Source organism: Leisingera sp. ABM4_103, assembly GCF_056158685.1.
Genome location: NZ_JBSWTU010000005.1, coordinates 2238458 through 2255876 on the forward strand (window position 1 = coordinate 2238458; position 17419 = coordinate 2255876).

At 63.2% G+C, this 17419-nt stretch carries 19 protein-coding genes; 16 read left to right on the forward strand and 3 right to left on the reverse strand.

What is annotated here, in order from left to right; all coding sequences use genetic code 11:
• Positions 1–5 precede the first annotated feature (5 nt).
• The 13 genes from ACXAED_RS12570 (at position 6) to ACXAED_RS12630 (ending at position 9814) form a co-directional block, all read left to right on the forward strand.
• Positions 6–209: a DUF1737 domain-containing protein gene (locus ACXAED_RS12570; protein WP_475050222.1), complete on the forward strand. Its 204-nt coding sequence runs from the start codon at positions 6–8 to the stop codon at positions 207–209.
• A complete protein-coding gene (locus ACXAED_RS12575) occupies positions 209–1240 on the forward strand; it encodes a MaoC family dehydratase (RefSeq protein ID WP_475050225.1) in 1032 nt (343 codons plus the stop codon). The genes ACXAED_RS12570 and ACXAED_RS12575 overlap by 1 nt, the downstream gene beginning before the upstream one ends.
• Positions 1241–1365: 125 nt before the next feature.
• A complete protein-coding gene (locus ACXAED_RS12580; RefSeq protein WP_475050226.1) occupies positions 1366–2067 on the forward strand; it encodes a DUF1194 domain-containing protein in 702 nt (233 codons plus the stop codon).
• A gap of 194 nt (positions 2068–2261) precedes the next feature.
• The gene (sdhC, locus tag ACXAED_RS12585) at positions 2262–2645 is read left to right on the forward strand and encodes a succinate dehydrogenase, cytochrome b556 subunit (RefSeq protein WP_366661391.1); all 384 of its coding nucleotides are present in this window, start codon (positions 2262–2264) and stop codon (positions 2643–2645) included.
• Between the two features lie 16 nt (positions 2646–2661).
• Positions 2662–3033 (forward strand): succinate dehydrogenase, hydrophobic membrane anchor protein, encoded by a 372-nt coding sequence (gene sdhD / locus ACXAED_RS12590; protein ID WP_475050228.1) that lies wholly within the window; start codon positions 2662–2664, stop codon positions 3031–3033.
• Positions 3034–3052: 19 nt separating this feature from the next.
• Positions 3053–4858 (forward strand): succinate dehydrogenase flavoprotein subunit, encoded by a 1806-nt coding sequence (gene sdhA / locus ACXAED_RS12595; RefSeq protein WP_475050230.1) that lies wholly within the window; start codon positions 3053–3055, stop codon positions 4856–4858.
• An 11-nt stretch (positions 4859–4869) separates the two neighbouring features.
• A complete protein-coding gene (locus ACXAED_RS12600; protein WP_421053361.1) occupies positions 4870–5649 on the forward strand; it encodes a succinate dehydrogenase iron-sulfur subunit in 780 nt (259 codons plus the stop codon).
• A 114-nt stretch (positions 5650–5763) separates the two neighbouring features.
• Entirely contained in the window at positions 5764–6033 is a 270-nt protein-coding gene (locus ACXAED_RS12605) for a hypothetical protein (RefSeq protein WP_475050233.1), read from the forward strand.
• 45 nt (positions 6034–6078) lie between these two features.
• Complete coding sequence (locus ACXAED_RS12610; RefSeq protein WP_475050236.1) at positions 6079–6789, forward strand: ZIP family metal transporter; 711 nt, start codon at positions 6079–6081, stop codon at positions 6787–6789.
• 104 nt (positions 6790–6893) lie between these two features.
• Positions 6894–7079 (forward strand): hypothetical protein, encoded by a 186-nt coding sequence (locus tag ACXAED_RS12615; protein WP_475050238.1) that lies wholly within the window; start codon positions 6894–6896, stop codon positions 7077–7079.
• A gap of 75 nt (positions 7080–7154) precedes the next feature.
• Positions 7155–7352, forward strand: coding sequence for a hypothetical protein (locus ACXAED_RS12620; protein WP_475050241.1), 198 nt, complete (start codon positions 7155–7157; stop codon positions 7350–7352).
• 332 nt (positions 7353–7684) lie between these two features.
• The gene (locus tag ACXAED_RS12625) at positions 7685–8854 is read left to right on the forward strand and encodes a type III PLP-dependent enzyme (protein WP_475050243.1); all 1170 of its coding nucleotides are present in this window, start codon (positions 7685–7687) and stop codon (positions 8852–8854) included.
• A 102-nt stretch (positions 8855–8956) separates the two neighbouring features.
• Complete coding sequence (locus ACXAED_RS12630) at positions 8957–9814, forward strand: urea carboxylase-associated family protein (RefSeq protein ID WP_475050246.1); 858 nt, start codon at positions 8957–8959, stop codon at positions 9812–9814.
• Between the two features lie 205 nt (positions 9815–10019).
• Here the strand turns inward: ACXAED_RS12630 and deoD are convergent, their stop codons facing one another.
• The 3 genes from deoD to ACXAED_RS12645 all read right to left on the reverse strand — a co-directional run bounded on the left by deoD (position 10020) and on the right by ACXAED_RS12645 (position 13148).
• A complete protein-coding gene (deoD, locus tag ACXAED_RS12635) occupies positions 10020–10724 on the reverse strand; it encodes a purine-nucleoside phosphorylase (RefSeq protein WP_475050248.1) in 705 nt (234 codons plus the stop codon).
• An 18-nt stretch (positions 10725–10742) separates the two neighbouring features.
• The gene (locus ACXAED_RS12640) at positions 10743–11060 is read right to left on the reverse strand and encodes an H-NS histone family protein (RefSeq protein WP_475050250.1); all 318 of its coding nucleotides are present in this window, start codon (positions 11058–11060) and stop codon (positions 10743–10745) included.
• Positions 11061–11180: 120 nt separating this feature from the next.
• On the reverse strand, positions 11181–13148 hold the full coding sequence (locus ACXAED_RS12645) for a methylmalonyl-CoA mutase family protein (RefSeq protein ID WP_475050252.1): 1968 nt from the start codon (positions 13146–13148) through the stop codon (positions 11181–11183).
• Between the two features lie 211 nt (positions 13149–13359).
• Here ACXAED_RS12645 and ACXAED_RS12650 point away from each other — a divergent pair, with 211 nt between their 5' ends.
• From ACXAED_RS12650 to ccrA, 3 genes are all read left to right on the forward strand, one after another.
• Complete coding sequence (locus ACXAED_RS12650) at positions 13360–14451, forward strand: acyltransferase family protein (protein ID WP_475050254.1); 1092 nt, start codon at positions 13360–13362, stop codon at positions 14449–14451.
• 48 nt (positions 14452–14499) lie between these two features.
• On the forward strand, positions 14500–15930 hold the full coding sequence (locus tag ACXAED_RS12655; protein ID WP_475050255.1) for a 1-acyl-sn-glycerol-3-phosphate acyltransferase: 1431 nt from the start codon (positions 14500–14502) through the stop codon (positions 15928–15930).
• Positions 15931–16042: 112 nt separating this feature from the next.
• Entirely contained in the window at positions 16043–17323 is a 1281-nt protein-coding gene (gene ccrA, locus ACXAED_RS12660; RefSeq protein WP_475050258.1) for a crotonyl-CoA carboxylase/reductase, read from the forward strand.
• Positions 17324–17419 lie beyond the last annotated feature (96 nt).

Sequence of the window (17419 nt, forward strand, 5' to 3'; positions counted from 1 at the left end):
AAGCCATGAAACTGTACCGATTTTTGTCCGAGGACGACACCTCTGCCTTTTGCCACAAGGTGACTGATGCGCTGAACAAGGGCTGGGAACTGCACGGCAGCCCGACCCAGGCCTTTGATTCCGTCAAAGGGATCATGCGCTGCGGCCAGGCGGTGGTGAAAGAGGTGGACGGAACCTACACCCCTGAGACCAAACTGGGAGAACACTGATGGCCAAGACCAATCCGGGCCGGTTTTTCGAAGACTATACCGTCGGCGAAGTGATCCGCCATGCAGTGCCCCGCACTGTATCGGGCGGAGAGCGGGCGCTGTATCACGCGCTCTACCCGGCGCGCCATGCGCTGTATTCTTCGGATGAATTTGCCCGGGCCTCTGGTCTACCCTTGGCGCCGCTGGACGATCTGGCGGCCTTCCATGTGGTGTTCGGCAAGACAGTGCCGGACATCTCCCTCAATGCGCTGGCGAACCTCGGCTATGCCGAGGGGCGCTGGCTGCTGCCGGTCTACCCGGGCGACACGCTGCGCTCTGAGTCCGAGGTGATCGGGCTCAAGCAGAACTCAAACGGCAAGTCGGGCGTGGTCTATGTGCGTACCCGCGGGCTGAACCAGCGCGATGAATGCGTGATGGAATACGTGCGCTGGGTGATGGTGCGCAAACGCGACCTGGATGCGCCGGCGCCGGAAACCGTGATCCCCGAGCTGAACAAGGTGATCCCGGCGGAGCAGCTGGTGGTCCCGGCCGGGCTGGATTTCAGTAATTACGATTTCACCCTGGCGGGCGAGCCGCACCGCTGGGGCGATTACGAGGTGGGTGAGACCATCGACCATGTGGACGGCGTCACCATCGAGGAAGCCGAGCACATGATGGCGACCCGCCTGTGGCAGAATACCGCCAAGGTGCATTTCGACACGACGGCGCGCCCCGATGGCACCCGGCTGATTTACGGCGGTCATGTAATCTCGATGGCGCGCACGCTGAGCTTCAACGGGCTGGCCAACGCGCAGATGATCGTGGGCCTGAATGGCGGCGCGCATGCCAATCCCTGCCTGTCGGGCACGACCGTGCGGGCCTGGTCGGAGGTGCTGGACACGGCCGATACAGACGCGCCGGGTGTTGGCGCGATCCGCCTGCGGCTGGTGGCGACCAAGGGCAGTGCGCCTTTTGAGTTGAAGGGCGAAGACGGCAAGTACCTGCCGGATGTGCTGCTGGATCTCGACTACTGGGCCTTGATGCCGAAGTAACCGGGCAGGGGGCTTTGCCCCCTCGCAGGCTGCGCCTGCTCACCCCCAGGATATTTTCAGCCAGAAGAACAGGGGCTGGCAGAAATGTGATGACCCTTGGTGCAATTGCCGCTTAAGCTGGCGGCATGCGGGTTTTGCAGCTTCTGGTTTTCTCCATGCTCTCCCTCTGGCCGCTGCGCACGGCGGCCTGCGATCTGGCATTGGTGCTGGCGGTGGATGTCTCCGGTTCCGTTGATGCCGATGAATACCGCATTCAGATGGACGGTTTGGCGGCGGGGTTGCGCGACGGGGTGGTCTCTGAGGCGCTGGTCAAAGCGCGTGCCCAGGTTCTGCTGCTGCAGTGGTCGGGCGAGTCGCGCCAAGAGGTGACGCTGCCTTGGGCGCAGGTGCGCAGCTTTGCCGATGTTGAGGGGCTGGCGCGGCGGATCGAACAGGCGCCGCGGCCCTGGCGTAATTACTCCACCGCGGTCGGCGAGGCGCTGTTTCTGGCGGTGGAGCAGTTCGCCGCTGTGCCGGAGTGCACGCGCAAGGTGATCGACATTTCCGGCGACGGGTTCTCCAACGAAGGGGTCGAGCCGCGCGAGGCGCATGGCGCGCTGTCGGCGCTGGGGGTGACCGTGAACGCCATCGCCATCGAGCAGAGCGAGCCTGACCTGACCGCCTATTTCTTTGAGAACGTGATCCGCGGCGAGGGGGCGTTTGTGGTCACAGCCGCGAGCTTTGCCGACTACCCGTCACGCATCCGCAAGAAGCTGGTGCGGGAGGTGGCGCGGCAGACGGCAGCGGCCCGGCAGCAGGGCGGCAAGACCGTGGCGGCTTTGCAGTGATTTGCAGAAGGGGCTGTGATTCTGCAAAAGATTTCCAATGAGGCGTTTTGTGATCACTAAATATTTGCTGTGATCACAACACGTGACGTTTTAGCGCCAACAGCGCGGAAACCTGCTGTTTTTAACCGTTCGGTCGGGTGACACGCCGTAAAAATCGGCTAAAACGTCGTCAGCCAACCTGAAAAGGAGCCAACATGGCCGATGTCAATCGGGGCAACCGCCCGCTTTCGCCGCATTTGCAGGTCTACCGCCCGCAGCTGACCTCCGTGACGTCGATCCTCACGCGGATCACCGGCAACGCGCTGATCGTCTCGGCGCTGCTGATCGCCTGGTGGTTCCTGGCCGCCGCAACCTCGCCCGAATACTTCGCCATCGCCAACGGCCTGCTGACCAGTTGGTTCGGCGATCTGGTGATGACCCTGTCGGTGCTGGGCCTGTGGTATCACACGCTGGCCGGCATCCGTCACCTGATCTGGGACAACGGCTATATGCTGGATCTGGAGCAGGCCGAGAAACTGGGCTGGATTGTCGTGATCGGCTCGGCGGTTCTGACCGTACTCACCATTATCATCGTCTAAGCTGGGGACACACGCGATGCGATATCTGACTGACCGCAAACGCGCCGTTGGCATGGGCGCTGCAAAATCCGGAACCAGCCACCACTGGTCGATGCAGGTGAGCTCCATCGCTCTGCTGATCCTGGTGCCGCTGTTTGTTTTCACCTTCGGCTCTGCGCTGGGCGGCTCCTATGAGGAGATCACCGCCTATTACTCCCGCCCATTCCCGGCACTGGTGGCCGTGCTGACCATCTGGGTTGGCATGATGCACTTCAAATCCGGCGCCCAGATCATGATCGAGGACTATGTCCACGGCTTTAAAGGCCGTCTGGCGATCATTCTGGTCAAATGCCTGTCCTATGCCGTCGCCGCGACCAGCGCCTATGCGCTGATCCGCCTGGCCCTGTAACTCCCCGAGGTCTTTTTCAATGGCTGCTTACGAATACGAAACACATGAATATGACGTGGTCGTGGTTGGCGCCGGCGGGGCTGGCCTCCGCGCGACGCTGGGCATGGCTGAGCAGGGGCTGCGCACCGCTTGCGTGACCAAGGTGTTCCCGACCCGCTCCCACACCGTGGCGGCGCAGGGCGGCATTGCCGCGTCCCTGGGCAACATGGGCCCGGACAGCTGGCAGTGGCACATGTATGACACCGTTAAGGGCTCCGACTGGCTGGGCGACACCGACGCCATGGAATACCTGGCGCGTGAGGCGCCCAAGGCGGTCTACGAGCTGGAGCATTACGGCGTGCCGTTCTCGCGCACCGAGGAAGGCAAGATCTATCAGCGCCCGTTCGGCGGCCACACCACCGAGTTTGGCGAAGGCCCCGCGGTGCAGCGCACCTGCGCCGCCGCAGACCGGACCGGCCACGCGATCCTGCACACGCTGTATGGCCAGTCGCTCAAGAACAATGCGGAATTCTACATCGAGTATTTCGCAATCGACCTGATCATGTCCGAAGACGGGCAGTGCCAGGGCGTGGTGTGCTGGAAGCTCGACGACGGCACTATGCATGTCTTCAACGCCAAGATGGTGGTGCTGGCGACCGGCGGTTACGGCCGCGCCTATTTCTCGGCCACTTCGGCGCATACCTGCACCGGCGACGGTGGCGGCATGGTGGCGCGCGCAGGGCTGGCGCTGCAGGACATGGAGTTCGTGCAGTTCCACCCGACCGGCATCTACGGCTCCGGCTGCCTGATCACCGAGGGCGCGCGCGGCGAGGGCGGCTATCTGACCAACTCCGAAGGCGAACGCTTCATGGAGCGCTATGCGCCCCAGTACAAGGATCTGGCGCCGCGCGACTATGTCTCGAGGTCCATGACCATGGAAATCCGCGAGGGCCGCGGCGTGGGCGCCGAGGGCGACCATATCCACCTGAACCTCTCCCACCTGCCGGCCGAGGCGCTGGCGGAGCGGCTGCCGGGCATTTCGGAGTCGGCCAAGATCTTTGCCGGCGTGGATGTGACCAAGGAGCCGATCCCGGTTCTGCCCACCGTGCATTACAACATGGGCGGCATCCCGACCAACTACTGGGGCGAGGTGCTGAACCCGACCGCGGACGATCCGACCGCTGTGGTGCCGGGCCTGATGGCCGTGGGCGAGGCGGGCTGCGCCTCGGTGCATGGCGCCAACCGCCTTGGCTCCAACTCGCTTATCGACCTGGTGGTCTTTGGCCGTGCCTCCGCCATTCGCGCGGGCAAGGTTGTGGACGCGGATGCGGCAAACCCGGTGCTGAACCAGGCCTCCGTCGACAAGGCGTTCGACCGCTTCGACGCCCTGCGCAACGCCAATGGCGGCATCCCGACCGCGGACCTGCGGCTGGAGATGCAGAAGTGCATGCAGGCGGACGCAGCGGTGTTCCGCACCTCCAAGACCATGGCGGAAGGCGTCGAGAAGATGACCGCGATCGCGGCCAAGCTCGATGACCTGAAGGTGACCGACCGCTCGCTGGTCTGGAACTCCGACCTGATGGAGACGCTGGAGCTGACCAACCTGATGCCGAACGCGCTGGCCACCATCGTTGGCGCCGAAGCGCGCAAGGAAAGCCGCGGCGCCCATGCGCATGAGGACTTCACCAACCGCGACGACGACAACTGGCGCGTCCACACCGTCTCCCGCGTGGAGGGCAACAAGGTTGATCTGTCCTACCGCCCGGTGGTGGTCGACCCGCTGACCACCGAGGATGAAGGCGGCATCAGCCTCAAGAAAATCGCGCCCAAGGCGCGGACGTTCTAAGGAGACAGACCATGGTTCAATTCAGCCTCCCGAAGAACTCCAAGATCACCACCGGCAAGACCTGGCCCAAGCCGGAAGGCGCCAGCAATGTGCGTAAGTTCAAGATCTACCGCTGGAACCCGGATGACGGAAAAAACCCGCAGGTCGACACCTATTTCGTCGATATGGACAGCTGCGGCCCGATGGTCCTGGACGCGCTGATCAAGATCAAGAACGAGATCGACCCTACGCTGACCTTCCGCCGCTCCTGCCGCGAGGGGATCTGCGGGTCCTGCGCGATGAACATCGACGGCATCAACACGCTGGCCTGTATCTACGGCATGGACGAGATCAAGGGCGACGTGGCGATCTACCCGCTGCCGCATATGCCGGTGGTCAAGGACCTGATCCCGGACCTCACGCATTTCTATGCCCAGCATGCTTCGATCATGCCGTGGCTGGAGACCAAGACCAACCGCCCGGCCAAGGAGTGGAAGCAGTCGATCGAGGACCGCAAGAAGCTGGACGGGCTTTATGAGTGCGTGATGTGCGCCAGCTGCTCGACCTCCTGCCCGAGCTACTGGTGGAACGGCGACCGTTACCTGGGGCCGGCTGCCCTTCTGCATGCCTACCGCTGGATCATCGACAGCCGCGACGAGGCAACGGGCGAGCGTCTGGATCAGCTGGAAGATCCGTTCAAGCTCTACCGCTGCCACACCATCATGAACTGCGCCAAGACCTGCCCCAAGGGCCTGAACCCGGCCAAGGCGATTGCGCATATCAAGAAGATGATGGTCGAACGCACCGTTTGATTTCCAGAAGGGCTGATCCGCAAGGTTCCGCCGCACCGGAATCATGAAAATTGCATGGCCCCCGGTTTCCTGCGAAACCGGGGGTGTGTTTTTGGCAGGCATTGGATTTCGGGCATGAAACGACTTGGATGTGCAGCGGCCGCGCTGGCCTTTATGGCGGGCTGCATGACGGCAACGGATCACGACCGGATTGGCGCCCAATTGGCAGCGACCGATGCCAAGATCCCCGGCTGCATCGCGGCTGCGGGCATTACCGGGCAATACCGGGTGCGCACGGAGTTTCTGGGCCATGGGGCAGGGGCGACAGTGCTGAGAACGGTCCAGCCGGGGGTTAACGTGACCGAGGCGCAGGCGGCACAGGCGACGTCCTGCATCAATACCTGACGCGAAGCGGTTGAGCAGCAGCGGCTGCCACCCTAAGGTGCCGGAATGCAACCGCATTTCTATGCAATTCTTCTGGCTGGCCTTGCCGGCCTTTCGATGCCGCTGGGCGGGTTTCTTGCCTGGTGCGAGCATATCCGCAACCCGACGCTGCGGGACGAGGTGCTGCACGCTATCGCGGCCTTTGGCGGCGGCGCGCTCACTTCGGCAGTGGCGCTGGTGCTGGTGCCGGAGGGGGCTCAAGCTTTGCCAGCCGTGCTGGCTGTGCTGCTGTTTGCGGCGGGCGGCGGCGTATTCTATCTGGCCGATACCGTGCTGCAAAAACGCGGCGGCAGCGGCGCGCTTTTGCTGGCGATGCTGCTGGACTACGTGCCCGAGGCGATGGCGCTGGGGGCGATGCTGGTGGCGGATGCCGCCACCGCCTGGCTGCTGGCGCTAATGATCTTTCTGCAAAACCTGCCGGAGGGCTTTGCCGCCTTCCGCGAGGTCTGGAGCGGTGACAGCCCGGCCTGGCACGTGCTGCTGGCCTTTGTGGGGCTGGCGGCGCTGGGGCCGGTCTGCGCGCTGGCGGGGCTGGTCTGGCTGGCAGAGGCCCACGCGGTGCTGGGGGGCATCATGGTTTTTGCGGCGGGCGGCATCCTCTACCTGCTGTTTCAGGACATCGCCCCCAAAGCGCATTCGAACCGCAGCAGCGTGCCGGCACTGGGCGCGGTTGCAGGCTTTGCGCTGGGGCTGGCGGGGCATTTGCTGACAGTTTGATACCCCTCTGGGTTGCTGCAATGCAGCAACTGCATGCCGCCTTTGCAAAATGGCTGGCTGCATCTGAGACAGCCAGCGGGTAGTCTGGGTCGCAAGGGAGGATCGTGCCAGACTATGGAGGCAACCCGATGAACCCGATGAACTTGCAGCAGGACCCGAAAGACAAGGCCCGTCAGGCCGCGCTGGAGGCCTTGGAGCAGGCCTATGCCTATTACACCCCGGAACCGCTGCCCGCAGCGGCAGAAGCCGAAGCGGTTGAGGGCGTGGTCGAGTATTACAAGGCTGCCTGATGGCTGCCTGATGGCTGCCTCATGGGCGCGCGGCAATCCGGTTGAGCCGGGGGCAGCTGCGGCGTAGACAGGTGTATGCCTGTTTTGCTTCTTCTTCTTCTGGCGGGTGTGTTCGCCTATTTCCTGTGGCGCCACCATTCCACCAGCCTGACCCGCAACTGCCGCTGGCGCCAGCAGCGCGCCCAGGGCCAGTGGCGCTGCAGCTATTGCGGCGCCGCGGAACCGGGGGAGGCCGCCCCGCGCATCTGCCGCGATCCGCAGCGCAAGACTTAACGGTGCACTCCCGCGCCCGCAGGCGCCCCGGCTGCGCCGGAACGCCTTCCGTGCGGCCTTGGGCCCGGCACCGCGCCGGGGCGCGGTGCCGGGCCCAACTGCGAGACGCCTTTCCAAAGGCGCCGCAGCAGGCGGGAGCCTTTCGCTCCGCGCATGGCAGATCCGCAAAAAATAATGCTTGAAAAACTCACCTCTTTGCCCGATATGGGCGGGCAAGACGCCAACGCACGCGCCTCTGTCGAAAGGGGTTACTCCCCTAAGGTTACGTAGCGACGGTAACGTCTCTGACTGAACTGAGCGGTCATATATGGCCGGGTCTTTTGGAGATGACCATGAACGTACACGTAGCCGGGCAGACCGCTCGCGATTCCGTATCTGTATCCCGTCACCTGCAGCACATTGCGCAAAGCCGCTTTGACCGGCCGACTCTGGTCATCGACAGCCAGGCGGTGGCCCGTCAGTACCAGGCGCTGGACCGCGGTCTGGGCCGGGCGCGCATCCACTATGCCGTCAAGGCCAACCCGGCGCCGGAAGTGCTGGAAACCCTGGTCCGTCTGGGCTCCAACTTCGATGCCGCCAGCCGCGCCGAGATCGAGATTTGCCTGGCGGCCGGCGCACGGGCTGAGCAGATCACCTTCGGCAACACCATCAAACGGCCCTCCGATATTGCCTTTGCCCATGGCATCGGCATCACCCATTTTGCCGCCGACGCACAGGAAGAGCTTGAAAAGCTGGCGGAATTCGCGCCGGGTGCGCATGTCTGCCTGCGGGTGATCGTCGAGGCGTCGGGCGCCGACTGGCCGCTCAGCCGCAAGTTCGGATCGTCGGCGTCGATGGCGCTGAGCCTGATGGATGCCGCCGCCGCACTGGGCCTCACCGTGCATGGCCTGTCGTTCCACGTCGGCTCGCAAACCCGCGACCCGCTGATGTGGGCGCCGGTGCTGGATCAGGTGGCAGAGGTTTGGGATGCTGGCCGCGCTGCCGGACACGACCTAAAGCTGGTGAACATCGGCGGCGGCTTCCCGGCCTCCTATAAAACCGAGGTGATGGGCGCCGAGGACTATGCCCGCGCGGTGATGGAGCAGGTGAACGCGCGCTTCCCCGATGCTGCCGAAGTGATGGCAGAGCCGGGCCGCGGCCTGGTGGCTGAAGCCGGCGCGATCGCGGCGGAGGTGCTGCTGGTGTCCCGTAAGCATGCCGATGACATGTTCCGCTGGGTCTATCTGGACATCGGCAAGTTCTCCGGCCTGGCCGAGACCATGGACGAGGCGATCCGCTACCAGATCAGCACCAGCCGCGACCATGAGCCGACCGGCCCTTGTGTGCTGGCAGGCCCGTCCTGCGACAGCGCTGATGTGCTGTATGAAAAGCAGCTGGTGCAGCTGCCGCTGGGTCTGAAGGCAGGCGACCGCGTGGTGATCCATTCCTGCGGCGCCTACACCTCGACCTACGCCTCGGTCGGCTTCAACGGCTTCCCGCCGCTGGACGTGGTGGTGATCTGACCTCCGCCTTCCGGCGCTTGTGATCTTTACCGGCCGCCGCAGGGCTTGAAACCCTGCGGCGTTGCCGTCTTGATAGGGCAAACGCACAAGAAGGTTTGCCCCATGACGATCCTCCCCGAAGCCCCCGCCGACGCGGACGCCCGCCGCGCGGTCAAGCCGGTGATCTGCTACCCCAACGACACTCTGCCTGTTCCGGATCTGCCGCTGTACCGGAAAGCGCGGCAGGGGGCCGTGAAAACCGGCGAGGTGCTGGTGCAGCCCCGCGATGCCGCCTGTTTCGAGGTGCCTGCCGGGCATTTCTTCCGGATCACTTCGGTGGAGGGGCCGCAGGTGGGCGATTTGAACCTGTGGAACAAGGCAGACCTCAGCGAGCGGTTCTATTCCGGCAAAACCCGCGCCCTGCACGGCACCCATATCACCACGGGCGAGCGGATGTGGACCAGCTTTCCGCACATGCGCCCGATGGCGACCATCACCGACGACACGCTGGGCTGGTACGGCATCGACCAGTACGGCGGCTCGGTGCATGACGTGATCGGCACCCGCTGCGACCCCTACACCGGCAACCTTCTGGCAGGCAGCCAGTATCATCACTGCTGCCATTCCAACCTGACCCGGGCGCTGGCGGATCATCTGGGGGTGCCGCTGACAGAAGCGGAGCCGCACGTGCATGATGTGCTCAATGTCTTCATGTGCACCGGCTTTACCCGTGATACGGGCCAGTACTTCATGAAGGCCAGCCCAGTCCGGCCCGGCGATTATCTGGAGTTCTTTGCCGAGATCGGCCTGCTGGGTGCGCTCAGCGCCTGCCCGGGCGGGGATTGCTCTGCGGAACATTCCAGCGATACGGCGGCCTGCTATCCGCTGCTGGTCGAAATCTTTGCCCCGGCCAAAGGGGCCCTTGGGGATTGGAAAAGCCCGCAGCGCAATGGTTATGACCGCAGCCACGGCCTTGGCTGAGCGGGCAATAATGCTTGGATTTCCGGCCAGAGGACAAAATTGGCGCAATATCTTCATGGAAGCAGTCAGGCCAATTAATTGACCCGACCGCAAACACCATTAGGCCCGTGTTTTCCACGTGCAGAAAATGAAGCCAGATCTTTCAGGCAGCAAAAAAGGGCAGGGCGAAAGCCGCTGCCCTTACTAATTATCAAAATGAAAACTTTCAGCCGAATGCGGCTTCCAGCGCAATTTCCACCATATCGCCAAAGCTTCGCTCGCGCTGATCGGAGGGCAGCGCCTCGCCGGTGCCCAGATGATCGGACACGGTCAGCACTGCCAGCGCGCGGCATCCGTGGCGGGCTGCCAGCGTATACAGCTCTGCCGCTTCCATCTCCACGCCAAGAATGCCGTGGCGCACCATCTGCTCGTTCAGGTCGGGGCGTTCGTCATAGAACACATCCGAGGAGTAGATGCCGCCGATATGAGTATCTGCATCGCGCTTGGCAGCTGCCTGGGCCGCCGCCTGCAACAAATCCCAATCGGCGCAGGGGGCAAAGTTCAGCTCCCGGAAGATGCCGCTGGAAGGGCTGTTGAGGGTGGTGGCAGTCATCGCCAGGATCACATCCCGGACCTTGACCTTGTCCTGCATACCGCCGCAAGAGCCGATGCGGATCAGCGTCTTGGCGCCAAATTCGCGGATCAGCTCATTGGCATAGATCGACAGCGAGGGCATCCCCATGCCGCTGCCCTGGATGCTCACCCGGTGCCCGTTCCAGGTGCCGGTGTAGCCCAGCATGCCGCGCACCTCGTTGACCAGCTTGGCGTTCTCGAGAAAGGTTTCAGCCGCCCATTTGGCCCGGTAGGGGTCGCCGGGCATCAGAACGGTTTCCGCGATATCGCCTTTGGCGGCGCCGATGTGAATGGTCATCGCTCAGCTCCAGCCAGATCAGATTTCCAGATCGGAAATATCCTTGCCGGCGGTCAGCGCGGCATGCACCCAATGCGGTTTGCGGCCGCGTCCGGTCCAGGTTTCTTCCGGGTTCTCCGGGTTGCGGTATTTCGGAGCGGCCTTGTTTTTCTTTGCGCCTTGGCGCGACGCGGCGGCGATTTCATCCAGCGAGAAACCGTATTTCGCGGCGGCCTCCTCGGCGGCTTTCAGGGCTTCTTGGCGTTCGCGCAGTTCTGCTTCCTGCAGTGCTTTTTCAACATCGCTTTGAAGCTGCAGAAGCTCTTTTCTGCTCATTGCCGAAAGGTCGAAGGTCATTCTGAACTCCATATAAAAAATGACATACCGGAAAAACCGGTATGTCATTCTTTATGGACTGAGTACCAGACGCGTTTCAGCATCTTTTTTATCGGTATGCAGAAAATTGCCGGTAAAAAGTCAATTCACTGCAATTTCCGGTGGCTTTGCCAGGTCGACAATGTCGCTCATAATTGAATTGAGCTCGAAATCCTTGGGAGTATAGACGCGAGCAACGCCCATGGATCTCAGCTTTTGCGCGTCCTCGTCAGGGATGATGCCGCCGACAATCACGGGAATATGGCCGAGCCCGGCGTCGCGCATCCGGGTCATCATTTCTTCGACCAGCGGCAGGTGGCTGCCAGACAGGATCGACAGGCCGACCACATGGGCGTCGTCCTTTTGCGCGGCCTCCACCAGTTCGGCAGGGGTCATGCGGATGCCGTCATAGGTGATGTCCATGCCGCAATCGCGGGCGCGGAAGGCGATCTGCTCAGCGCCGTTGGAATGGCCGTCCAGGCCTGGTTTGCCGACAACGAACTTGATCCGGCGGCCCAGCACGTCGCTGACGGCATTCACTGCATCGCGCAGGTCGTCCAGCCCTTCGGTCTTGTTTGACACCGAGGCCGACACGCCGGTCGGGCCGCGGTAGGTGCCATAGACCTTGCGCATTTCTTCGGCCCATTCGCCGGTGGTGACACCTGCCTTGGCGGCGGCGATCGACGGCTCCATGACGTTGGCGCCGCTTTGCGCCGCGGCGCGCAGGGCTGCCAGCGCCGATTGCACCGCGTCATTGTCGCGTTCGCCGCGCCAGGCGTTCAGCCGTTCGATCTGCTCCTGCTCCACCGCCGGGTCGACCACCATGATGCCGCCGTCCTCGGTTTGCAGCGGCGAGGGCTCGCCCTCGGTCCACTTGTTGACCCCCACCACCACGGTCTCGTTCTTCTCGATCCGGTTCAGGCGTTCGGCATTGGAATCCACCAGGCGGCCCTTCATGTATTCAATGGAGGCGACGGCGCCGCCCATTGATTCCAGGTTTGCCAATTCCGCGCGGGCGCCTTCCTTCAGCTCCTCCACCTTGGCATCGACCGCCGGGTTGCCGTCAAACAGGTCGCCGTATTCCAGCAGGTCTGTTTCATAGGCCAGGATCTGCTGCATCCGCATTGACCACTGCTGGTCCCAGGGGCGGGGCAGGCCAAGCGCCTCGTTCCAGGCGGGCAGCTGCACCGCGCGGGCGCGGGCCTTCTTGGACAGAGTCACCGCCAGCATCTCGATCAGAATGCGGTAGACGTTGTTTTCCGGCTGCTGCTCTGTCAGGCCCAGCGAGTTCACCTGCACACCGTAGCGGAAGCGGCGGAACTTGGGGTCCTCAACGCCATAGCGGTCGCGGCAGATCTCGTCCCACAGATCGACGAAGGCGCGCATCTTGCACATCTCGGTCACAAACCGGATGCCTGCATTCACGAAGAAGGAGATGCGGCCGACCATCGCCGGGAAATCCTCCGGGGCGATGCGCGGCTTCAGCTCATCCAGCACCGCCTGGGCAGTCGCCAGCGCAAAAGCCAGCTCCTGCTCCGGCGTCGCGCCGGCCTCCTGCAAGTGGTAGGAGCACACGTTCATCGGGTTCCACTTGGGCACGTTGGTGTAGCAGTATTCGGCCACATCGGCGATCATCTTGAGGCTGGGTTTGGGCGGGCACACATAAGTGCCGCGGCTCAGGTACTCCTTGATCAGATCGTTCTGAACGGTGCCTTGCAGCTTGGACACATCTGCGCCCTGTTCCTCCGCCACCGCGATGTACAGCGCCAGCAGCCAGGGGGCGGTGGCGTTGATGGTCATCGAGGTATTCATCTGCTCCAGCGGGATCTGGTCGAACAGGCTTCGCATGTCGCCCAGGTGACAGACAGGCACGCCCACCTTGCCCACTTCGCCGCGCGCCAGCACGTGGTCGCTGTCATAGCCGGTCTGGGTCGGCAGGTCGAAGGCGACCGAAAGGCCGGTCTGGCCTTTTGCCAGGTTGGCGCGGTAAAGCGCGTTGGACGCCTTGGCCGTGGAGTGGCCGGCGTAGGTGCGGATCAGCCAGGGGCGGTCTTTTTGCATCTGCGGCATGTCGGGCCTCGCGAGTCAGTGTGTAGGTAATTTTATTTCGTCACGCTGATGTAAACTGCAATTTTCAACCCATGTCAATTCGCTGCGTTGCGGCATTCGCAGGGCTGCCGGCCGGGTGCGCAGTTGTAAGGCGGCCAGGGGGTGAGGTTGAGATGTTGCAAGAGGGGGGTTAGGGTTCTTGGATTAATCTACCTCAAAGAAGAGTGTCCTTTTGAAAAACACTTTGATCGGGCGGCGCATTCCTGAAATTGACGGGTTGCGCGGCGCCGCGGTGCTGGCGGTTGTGCTGTACCACTACTTTCAGGCTTATCCTCGGCACTACCCTTATGGCGACGGGCTGTTTCCCTTGGCCAAATATGGCGACCTTGGGGTCGAGCTGTTTTTCGTGATTTCCGGCTTCGTCATCACCCTGTCCCTGGCGCATCAAACCGGCCCCTTGCGTTTTGCGGTGAAGCGCGTGGCGCGGCTTTGGCCGGCAATGGCGGTTTGTTCCGTCATCACGTTTGCATTCGTGCACATCGCTGACAGCAGTTTCAGCCGGGAGGTGCAGGGCGGGCTGAGCGGCTTTGTGGCCTCCTGGACCTTTACATCGCAGCGCTTCTGGCACAGCGCCTTTGGCTTTGATGGCTATGTTGATGTCGTCTACTGGACCCTCGCCATCGAGATCCGCTTTTACCTGGTGGCGGCGGCCATCTTCTGGCTGGTTCCGGCCGGCCGCTTTGCCATGGCGGCCCCTTTGGTGCTTTTGCTGATGCAATTTCTCGCCGCAGTCGCTCAGTCTGCGGTGCCGGGGCTGGTGCCGCAGGTGCTGATCGAAGGATTATTTCTCGCTTATGCGCACCTGTTCGCGGCGGGCATAACCTTTGCCGCGGTCTATGCCGGTGCCCGCAGCAAGCGGGAAGCGGCGCTTCTGTTCTGGAGTTTTGCGGTCGCTTTCGTCCGCGCTGAAGACAGCTGGGAGGTTGTCTTCCTGGCCCTGATCTATTTGGCGGTTGCTGCCTGCGCCTTGCGCCTGCGGGCGGCCAGTCTGCTGGCGTGGCGGCCGCTGGCGGGGCTGGGGCTGGTCAGCTACCCGGTTTATCTGCTGCACAATTACATCGGCGTGACCCTGCTGTCTCTGCTGCCCGCGGGGCTGGCGGGGGAGGCCTATGTGTTTGCCGCAGCCCTTGTCCTGGGCGGTATAGTGGTCCTGTCGATGGCCGTGTTCCGGCTGGTTGAGCTGCCTGCCCAAGCAGCCGTCCGATCCCTGCTTGCACGCAGCTCCGAGCGCGGCAAGGATGTGCAGCCTGCGGCGGGGGGCTGAGGCGGCAAAGGCTTGTAAACCGGGCAGGTTTGGGCAAGGCTTTGCGGGATGACGCAAACCGTGGAACTGCCGCTGTGGCTCTTTGTGCTGATCGTCGGCTTTGCCGCGGTGACCTTTGCGTCGCATTTCCTGTTCCCGTCGGTGCGGTGGTTCTTCAGGCGGCGGCTGGAGCGCGCCGTGGCGCGCCTGAACAAGCGGCTTGAACGCCCGATTGAGCCGTTCAAACTGACCCGCCGCTATGACATGATCCAGCGGCTGATCCACGACCCGCAGGTGGCACAAGCTGCGGCGGACCACGCGGCGGCGGAAGGCATCCCGGAAAATGTGGCCTCTGAGCAGGTGCGCCGCTATGCGCGCGAGATCGTGCCGGGTTTCTCGGCCTTCGCCTACTTCAGCTTTGCCATCCGCGCGGCCCGGTTCCTGTCCAACGCGGTGTACCGGGTGCGGCTGGGCCATCAGGACGAGGAAGCGCTGCGCGCCATCGACCCCAAGTCCACCGTGGTTTTCGTGATGAACCACCGCTCCAACATGGACTACGTGCTGGTCACCTATCTGGCGGCGGAACGCTCTGCGCTGTCCTATGCGGTGGGGGAATGGGCGCGGGTCTGGCCGCTCAGCCGCCTGATTCGGGCGATGGGCGCCTATTTCATCCGCCGCCGCTCGCGCAATGATCTCTACCGCAAGGTGCTTGCCGCCTATGTGCGGCTGGCCACCCGCGGCGGCTCCACCCAGGCGATGTTCCCCGAAGGCGGCCTAAGCCTGGACGGAGCCCTTGCGGCACCGAGGCTGGGGCTCTTGAAATACATCGTCGAGGGCTATGATCCGGACGGGCGCGATGTGGTTTTTGTGCCAGTGGCGCTGAACTATGACCGGGTGCTGGAGGACAAGATCCTGACCTCTGCCGCCCGGGCGGGCGAGCGGCGGTTCCGCGCCCGGATCGGGCTGGTGGCGCTGCGGCTGTTGCGGCAGCTGTGGCTGTGGATGACCGGGCGCTATCACCGTTCCGGTTATGCCGGGGTCAATTTCGGCAGGCCGCTCAGCCTGGCCGGGTTCGGTGCCGGGCGGGACGGGGACATCACCAAGCCGCTGGCGCGCGAGCTGATGGAGCGCATCAGCGCCATTGTCCCGGTGCTGCCGGTGCCGCTGATCGCCGCCATCCTGCAGCGGTACGGGCCGCTCAGCCGCGCCGCCATCGAACACCGGATGGACAGGCTGATTGCCGAGATGCCGCTGGCGCATGTCCACATGCCGCGGGACAACCTGGGCTATGCCGCTGAGACCGGCCTGCGGCAACTCCTGCGGCGCGGACTGGTGACCGAGGCCAATGGTCAGTTTTCCCCGGTGGAGGATCGTCGCGACATACTGGCGTTCTATGCCAATTCGATCCGCCACCTGCTGCCCGGGGACGGCGCGGAGGCGGACGGAAAACGTGGTTTTTCTGCACCTGCTAAGGGGAATGCTGCATCCGCAGGGTCATAAAATTACCCAGATGCGCCAAAAGAGGTTGCAATATTACTCTGCCAATCCTATCCCTCAGATAACCGCTGCGATTCTGCACCGCGGCAAAGGACAGGATACAAAGGAGGCCATCATGGCATTGGATACCCAGACTGACGTCATGTCGTACGAGGCGCCGGAGAAAGATCTCTATGAAATGGGGGAAATCCCCCCGATGGGCTTTGTGCCCAAGAAGATGTATGCATGGGCGATCCGCCGGGAGCGTCACGGCAACCCCGACACCGCGATGGTGCAGGAAGTTGTCGACGTGCCGGAGCTGGACAGCCACGAGGTGCTGGTTCTGGTGATGGCAGCGGGCGTGAACTACAACGGCGTCTGGGCCTCTCTGGGCAAGCCGATCTCGCCGTTTGACGGCCACGGCAAGCCGTTCCACATCGCCGGCTCCGATGCCTCGGGCATTGTCTGGGCGGTGGGCTCCAAGGTGACCCGCTGGAAGGTCGGCGACGAGGTTGTCATCCACTGCAACCAGGACGATGGCGACGACGAGGAATGCAACGGCGGCGACCCGATGTACTCCCCCAGCCAGCGGATCTGGGGCTACGAGACCCCGGACGGGTCCTTCGCCCAGTTCACCAACGTGCAGGCCCAGCAGCTTATGCCGCGCCCCAAGCACCTGACCTGGGAAGAAAGCGCCTGCTACACGCTGACGCTGGCAACCGCCTACCGGATGCTGTTCGGCCATGAGCCGCATGACCTGAAGCCGGGTCAGAACGTGCTGGTCTGGGGTGCCTCGGGCGGCCTCGGCTCCTACGCGATCCAGCTGATCAACACCGCCGGCGCCAACGCCATCGGCGTGATCTCCGACGAAAGCAAGCGCGACTTTGTCATGGGTCTGGGCGCCAAGGGCGTTCTGAACCGCAAGGACTTTAACTGCTGGGGCCAGCTGCCCACGGTCAACACCCCGGAATATGCCGAGTGGTTCAAGGAAGCCCGCAAGTTCGGCAAGGCGATCTGGGACATCACCGGCAAGGGCAACAACGTCGATATGGTGTTCGAACACCCCGGCGAAAGCACCTTCCCGGTCTCGACCTTCGTGGTCAAGAAAGGCGGCATGGTCGTGATTTGCGCCGGCACCACCGGCTATAACCTGACCTTTGACGTGCGTTACATGTGGATGCACCAGAAGCGCCTGCAGGGCTCGCACTTTGCCCACCTCAAGCAAGCCGCTGCTGCCAACAAGCTGATGGTTGAGCGCCGCTTGGACCCCTGCATGTCGGAGGTGTTCACCTGGAACGACCTGCCGGAGGCGCACATGAAGATGCTGCGCAACGAGCACCTGCCGGGCAACATGTCGGTGCTGGTGCAGGCGCCGAAGACCGGTCTGCGCACTCTGCAGGACGTTCTGGACGCTTGATCCCGCTCCGGCATTAATGCCGGTTCGATTCTGCAAAACGCCGCGAATCACCCGGGTGGTTCGCGGTTTTTTGCTGGAATTGCGGAATTATGCCGA

Coding starts and splice junctions, on each gene's coding strand:
- ACXAED_RS12570 (WP_475050222.1), top strand. CDS start 6: ATGAAACTGTACCGATTTTTGTCCGAGGACGACACCTCTGCCTTTTGC.
- ACXAED_RS12630 (WP_475050246.1), top strand. CDS start 8,957: ATGACGATCCTCCCCGAAGCCCCCGCCGACGCGGACGCCCGCCGCGCG.
- ACXAED_RS12575 (WP_475050225.1), top strand. CDS start 209: ATGGCCAAGACCAATCCGGGCCGGTTTTTCGAAGACTATACCGTCGGC.
- ACXAED_RS12640 (WP_475050250.1), bottom strand. CDS start 11,060: ATGACCTTCGACCTTTCGGCAATGAGCAGAAAAGAGCTTCTGCAGCTT.
- deoD (WP_475050248.1), bottom strand. CDS start 10,724: ATGACCATTCACATCGGCGCCGCCAAAGGCGATATCGCGGAAACCGTT.
- ACXAED_RS12580 (WP_475050226.1), top strand. CDS start 1,366: ATGCGGGTTTTGCAGCTTCTGGTTTTCTCCATGCTCTCCCTCTGGCCG.
- sdhA (WP_475050230.1), top strand. CDS start 3,053: ATGGCTGCTTACGAATACGAAACACATGAATATGACGTGGTCGTGGTT.
- ACXAED_RS12600 (WP_421053361.1), top strand. CDS start 4,870: ATGGTTCAATTCAGCCTCCCGAAGAACTCCAAGATCACCACCGGCAAG.
- ACXAED_RS12610 (WP_475050236.1), top strand. CDS start 6,079: ATGCAACCGCATTTCTATGCAATTCTTCTGGCTGGCCTTGCCGGCCTT.
- ACXAED_RS12655 (WP_475050255.1), top strand. CDS start 14,500: ATGACGCAAACCGTGGAACTGCCGCTGTGGCTCTTTGTGCTGATCGTC.
- ACXAED_RS12625 (WP_475050243.1), top strand. CDS start 7,685: ATGAACGTACACGTAGCCGGGCAGACCGCTCGCGATTCCGTATCTGTA.
- ACXAED_RS12620 (WP_475050241.1), top strand. CDS start 7,155: ATGCCTGTTTTGCTTCTTCTTCTTCTGGCGGGTGTGTTCGCCTATTTC.
- sdhC (WP_366661391.1), top strand. CDS start 2,262: ATGGCCGATGTCAATCGGGGCAACCGCCCGCTTTCGCCGCATTTGCAG.
- ACXAED_RS12605 (WP_475050233.1), top strand. CDS start 5,764: ATGAAACGACTTGGATGTGCAGCGGCCGCGCTGGCCTTTATGGCGGGC.
- ACXAED_RS12645 (WP_475050252.1), bottom strand. CDS start 13,148: ATGCCGCAGATGCAAAAAGACCGCCCCTGGCTGATCCGCACCTACGCC.
- sdhD (WP_475050228.1), top strand. CDS start 2,662: ATGCGATATCTGACTGACCGCAAACGCGCCGTTGGCATGGGCGCTGCA.
- ccrA (WP_475050258.1), top strand. CDS start 16,043: ATGGCATTGGATACCCAGACTGACGTCATGTCGTACGAGGCGCCGGAG.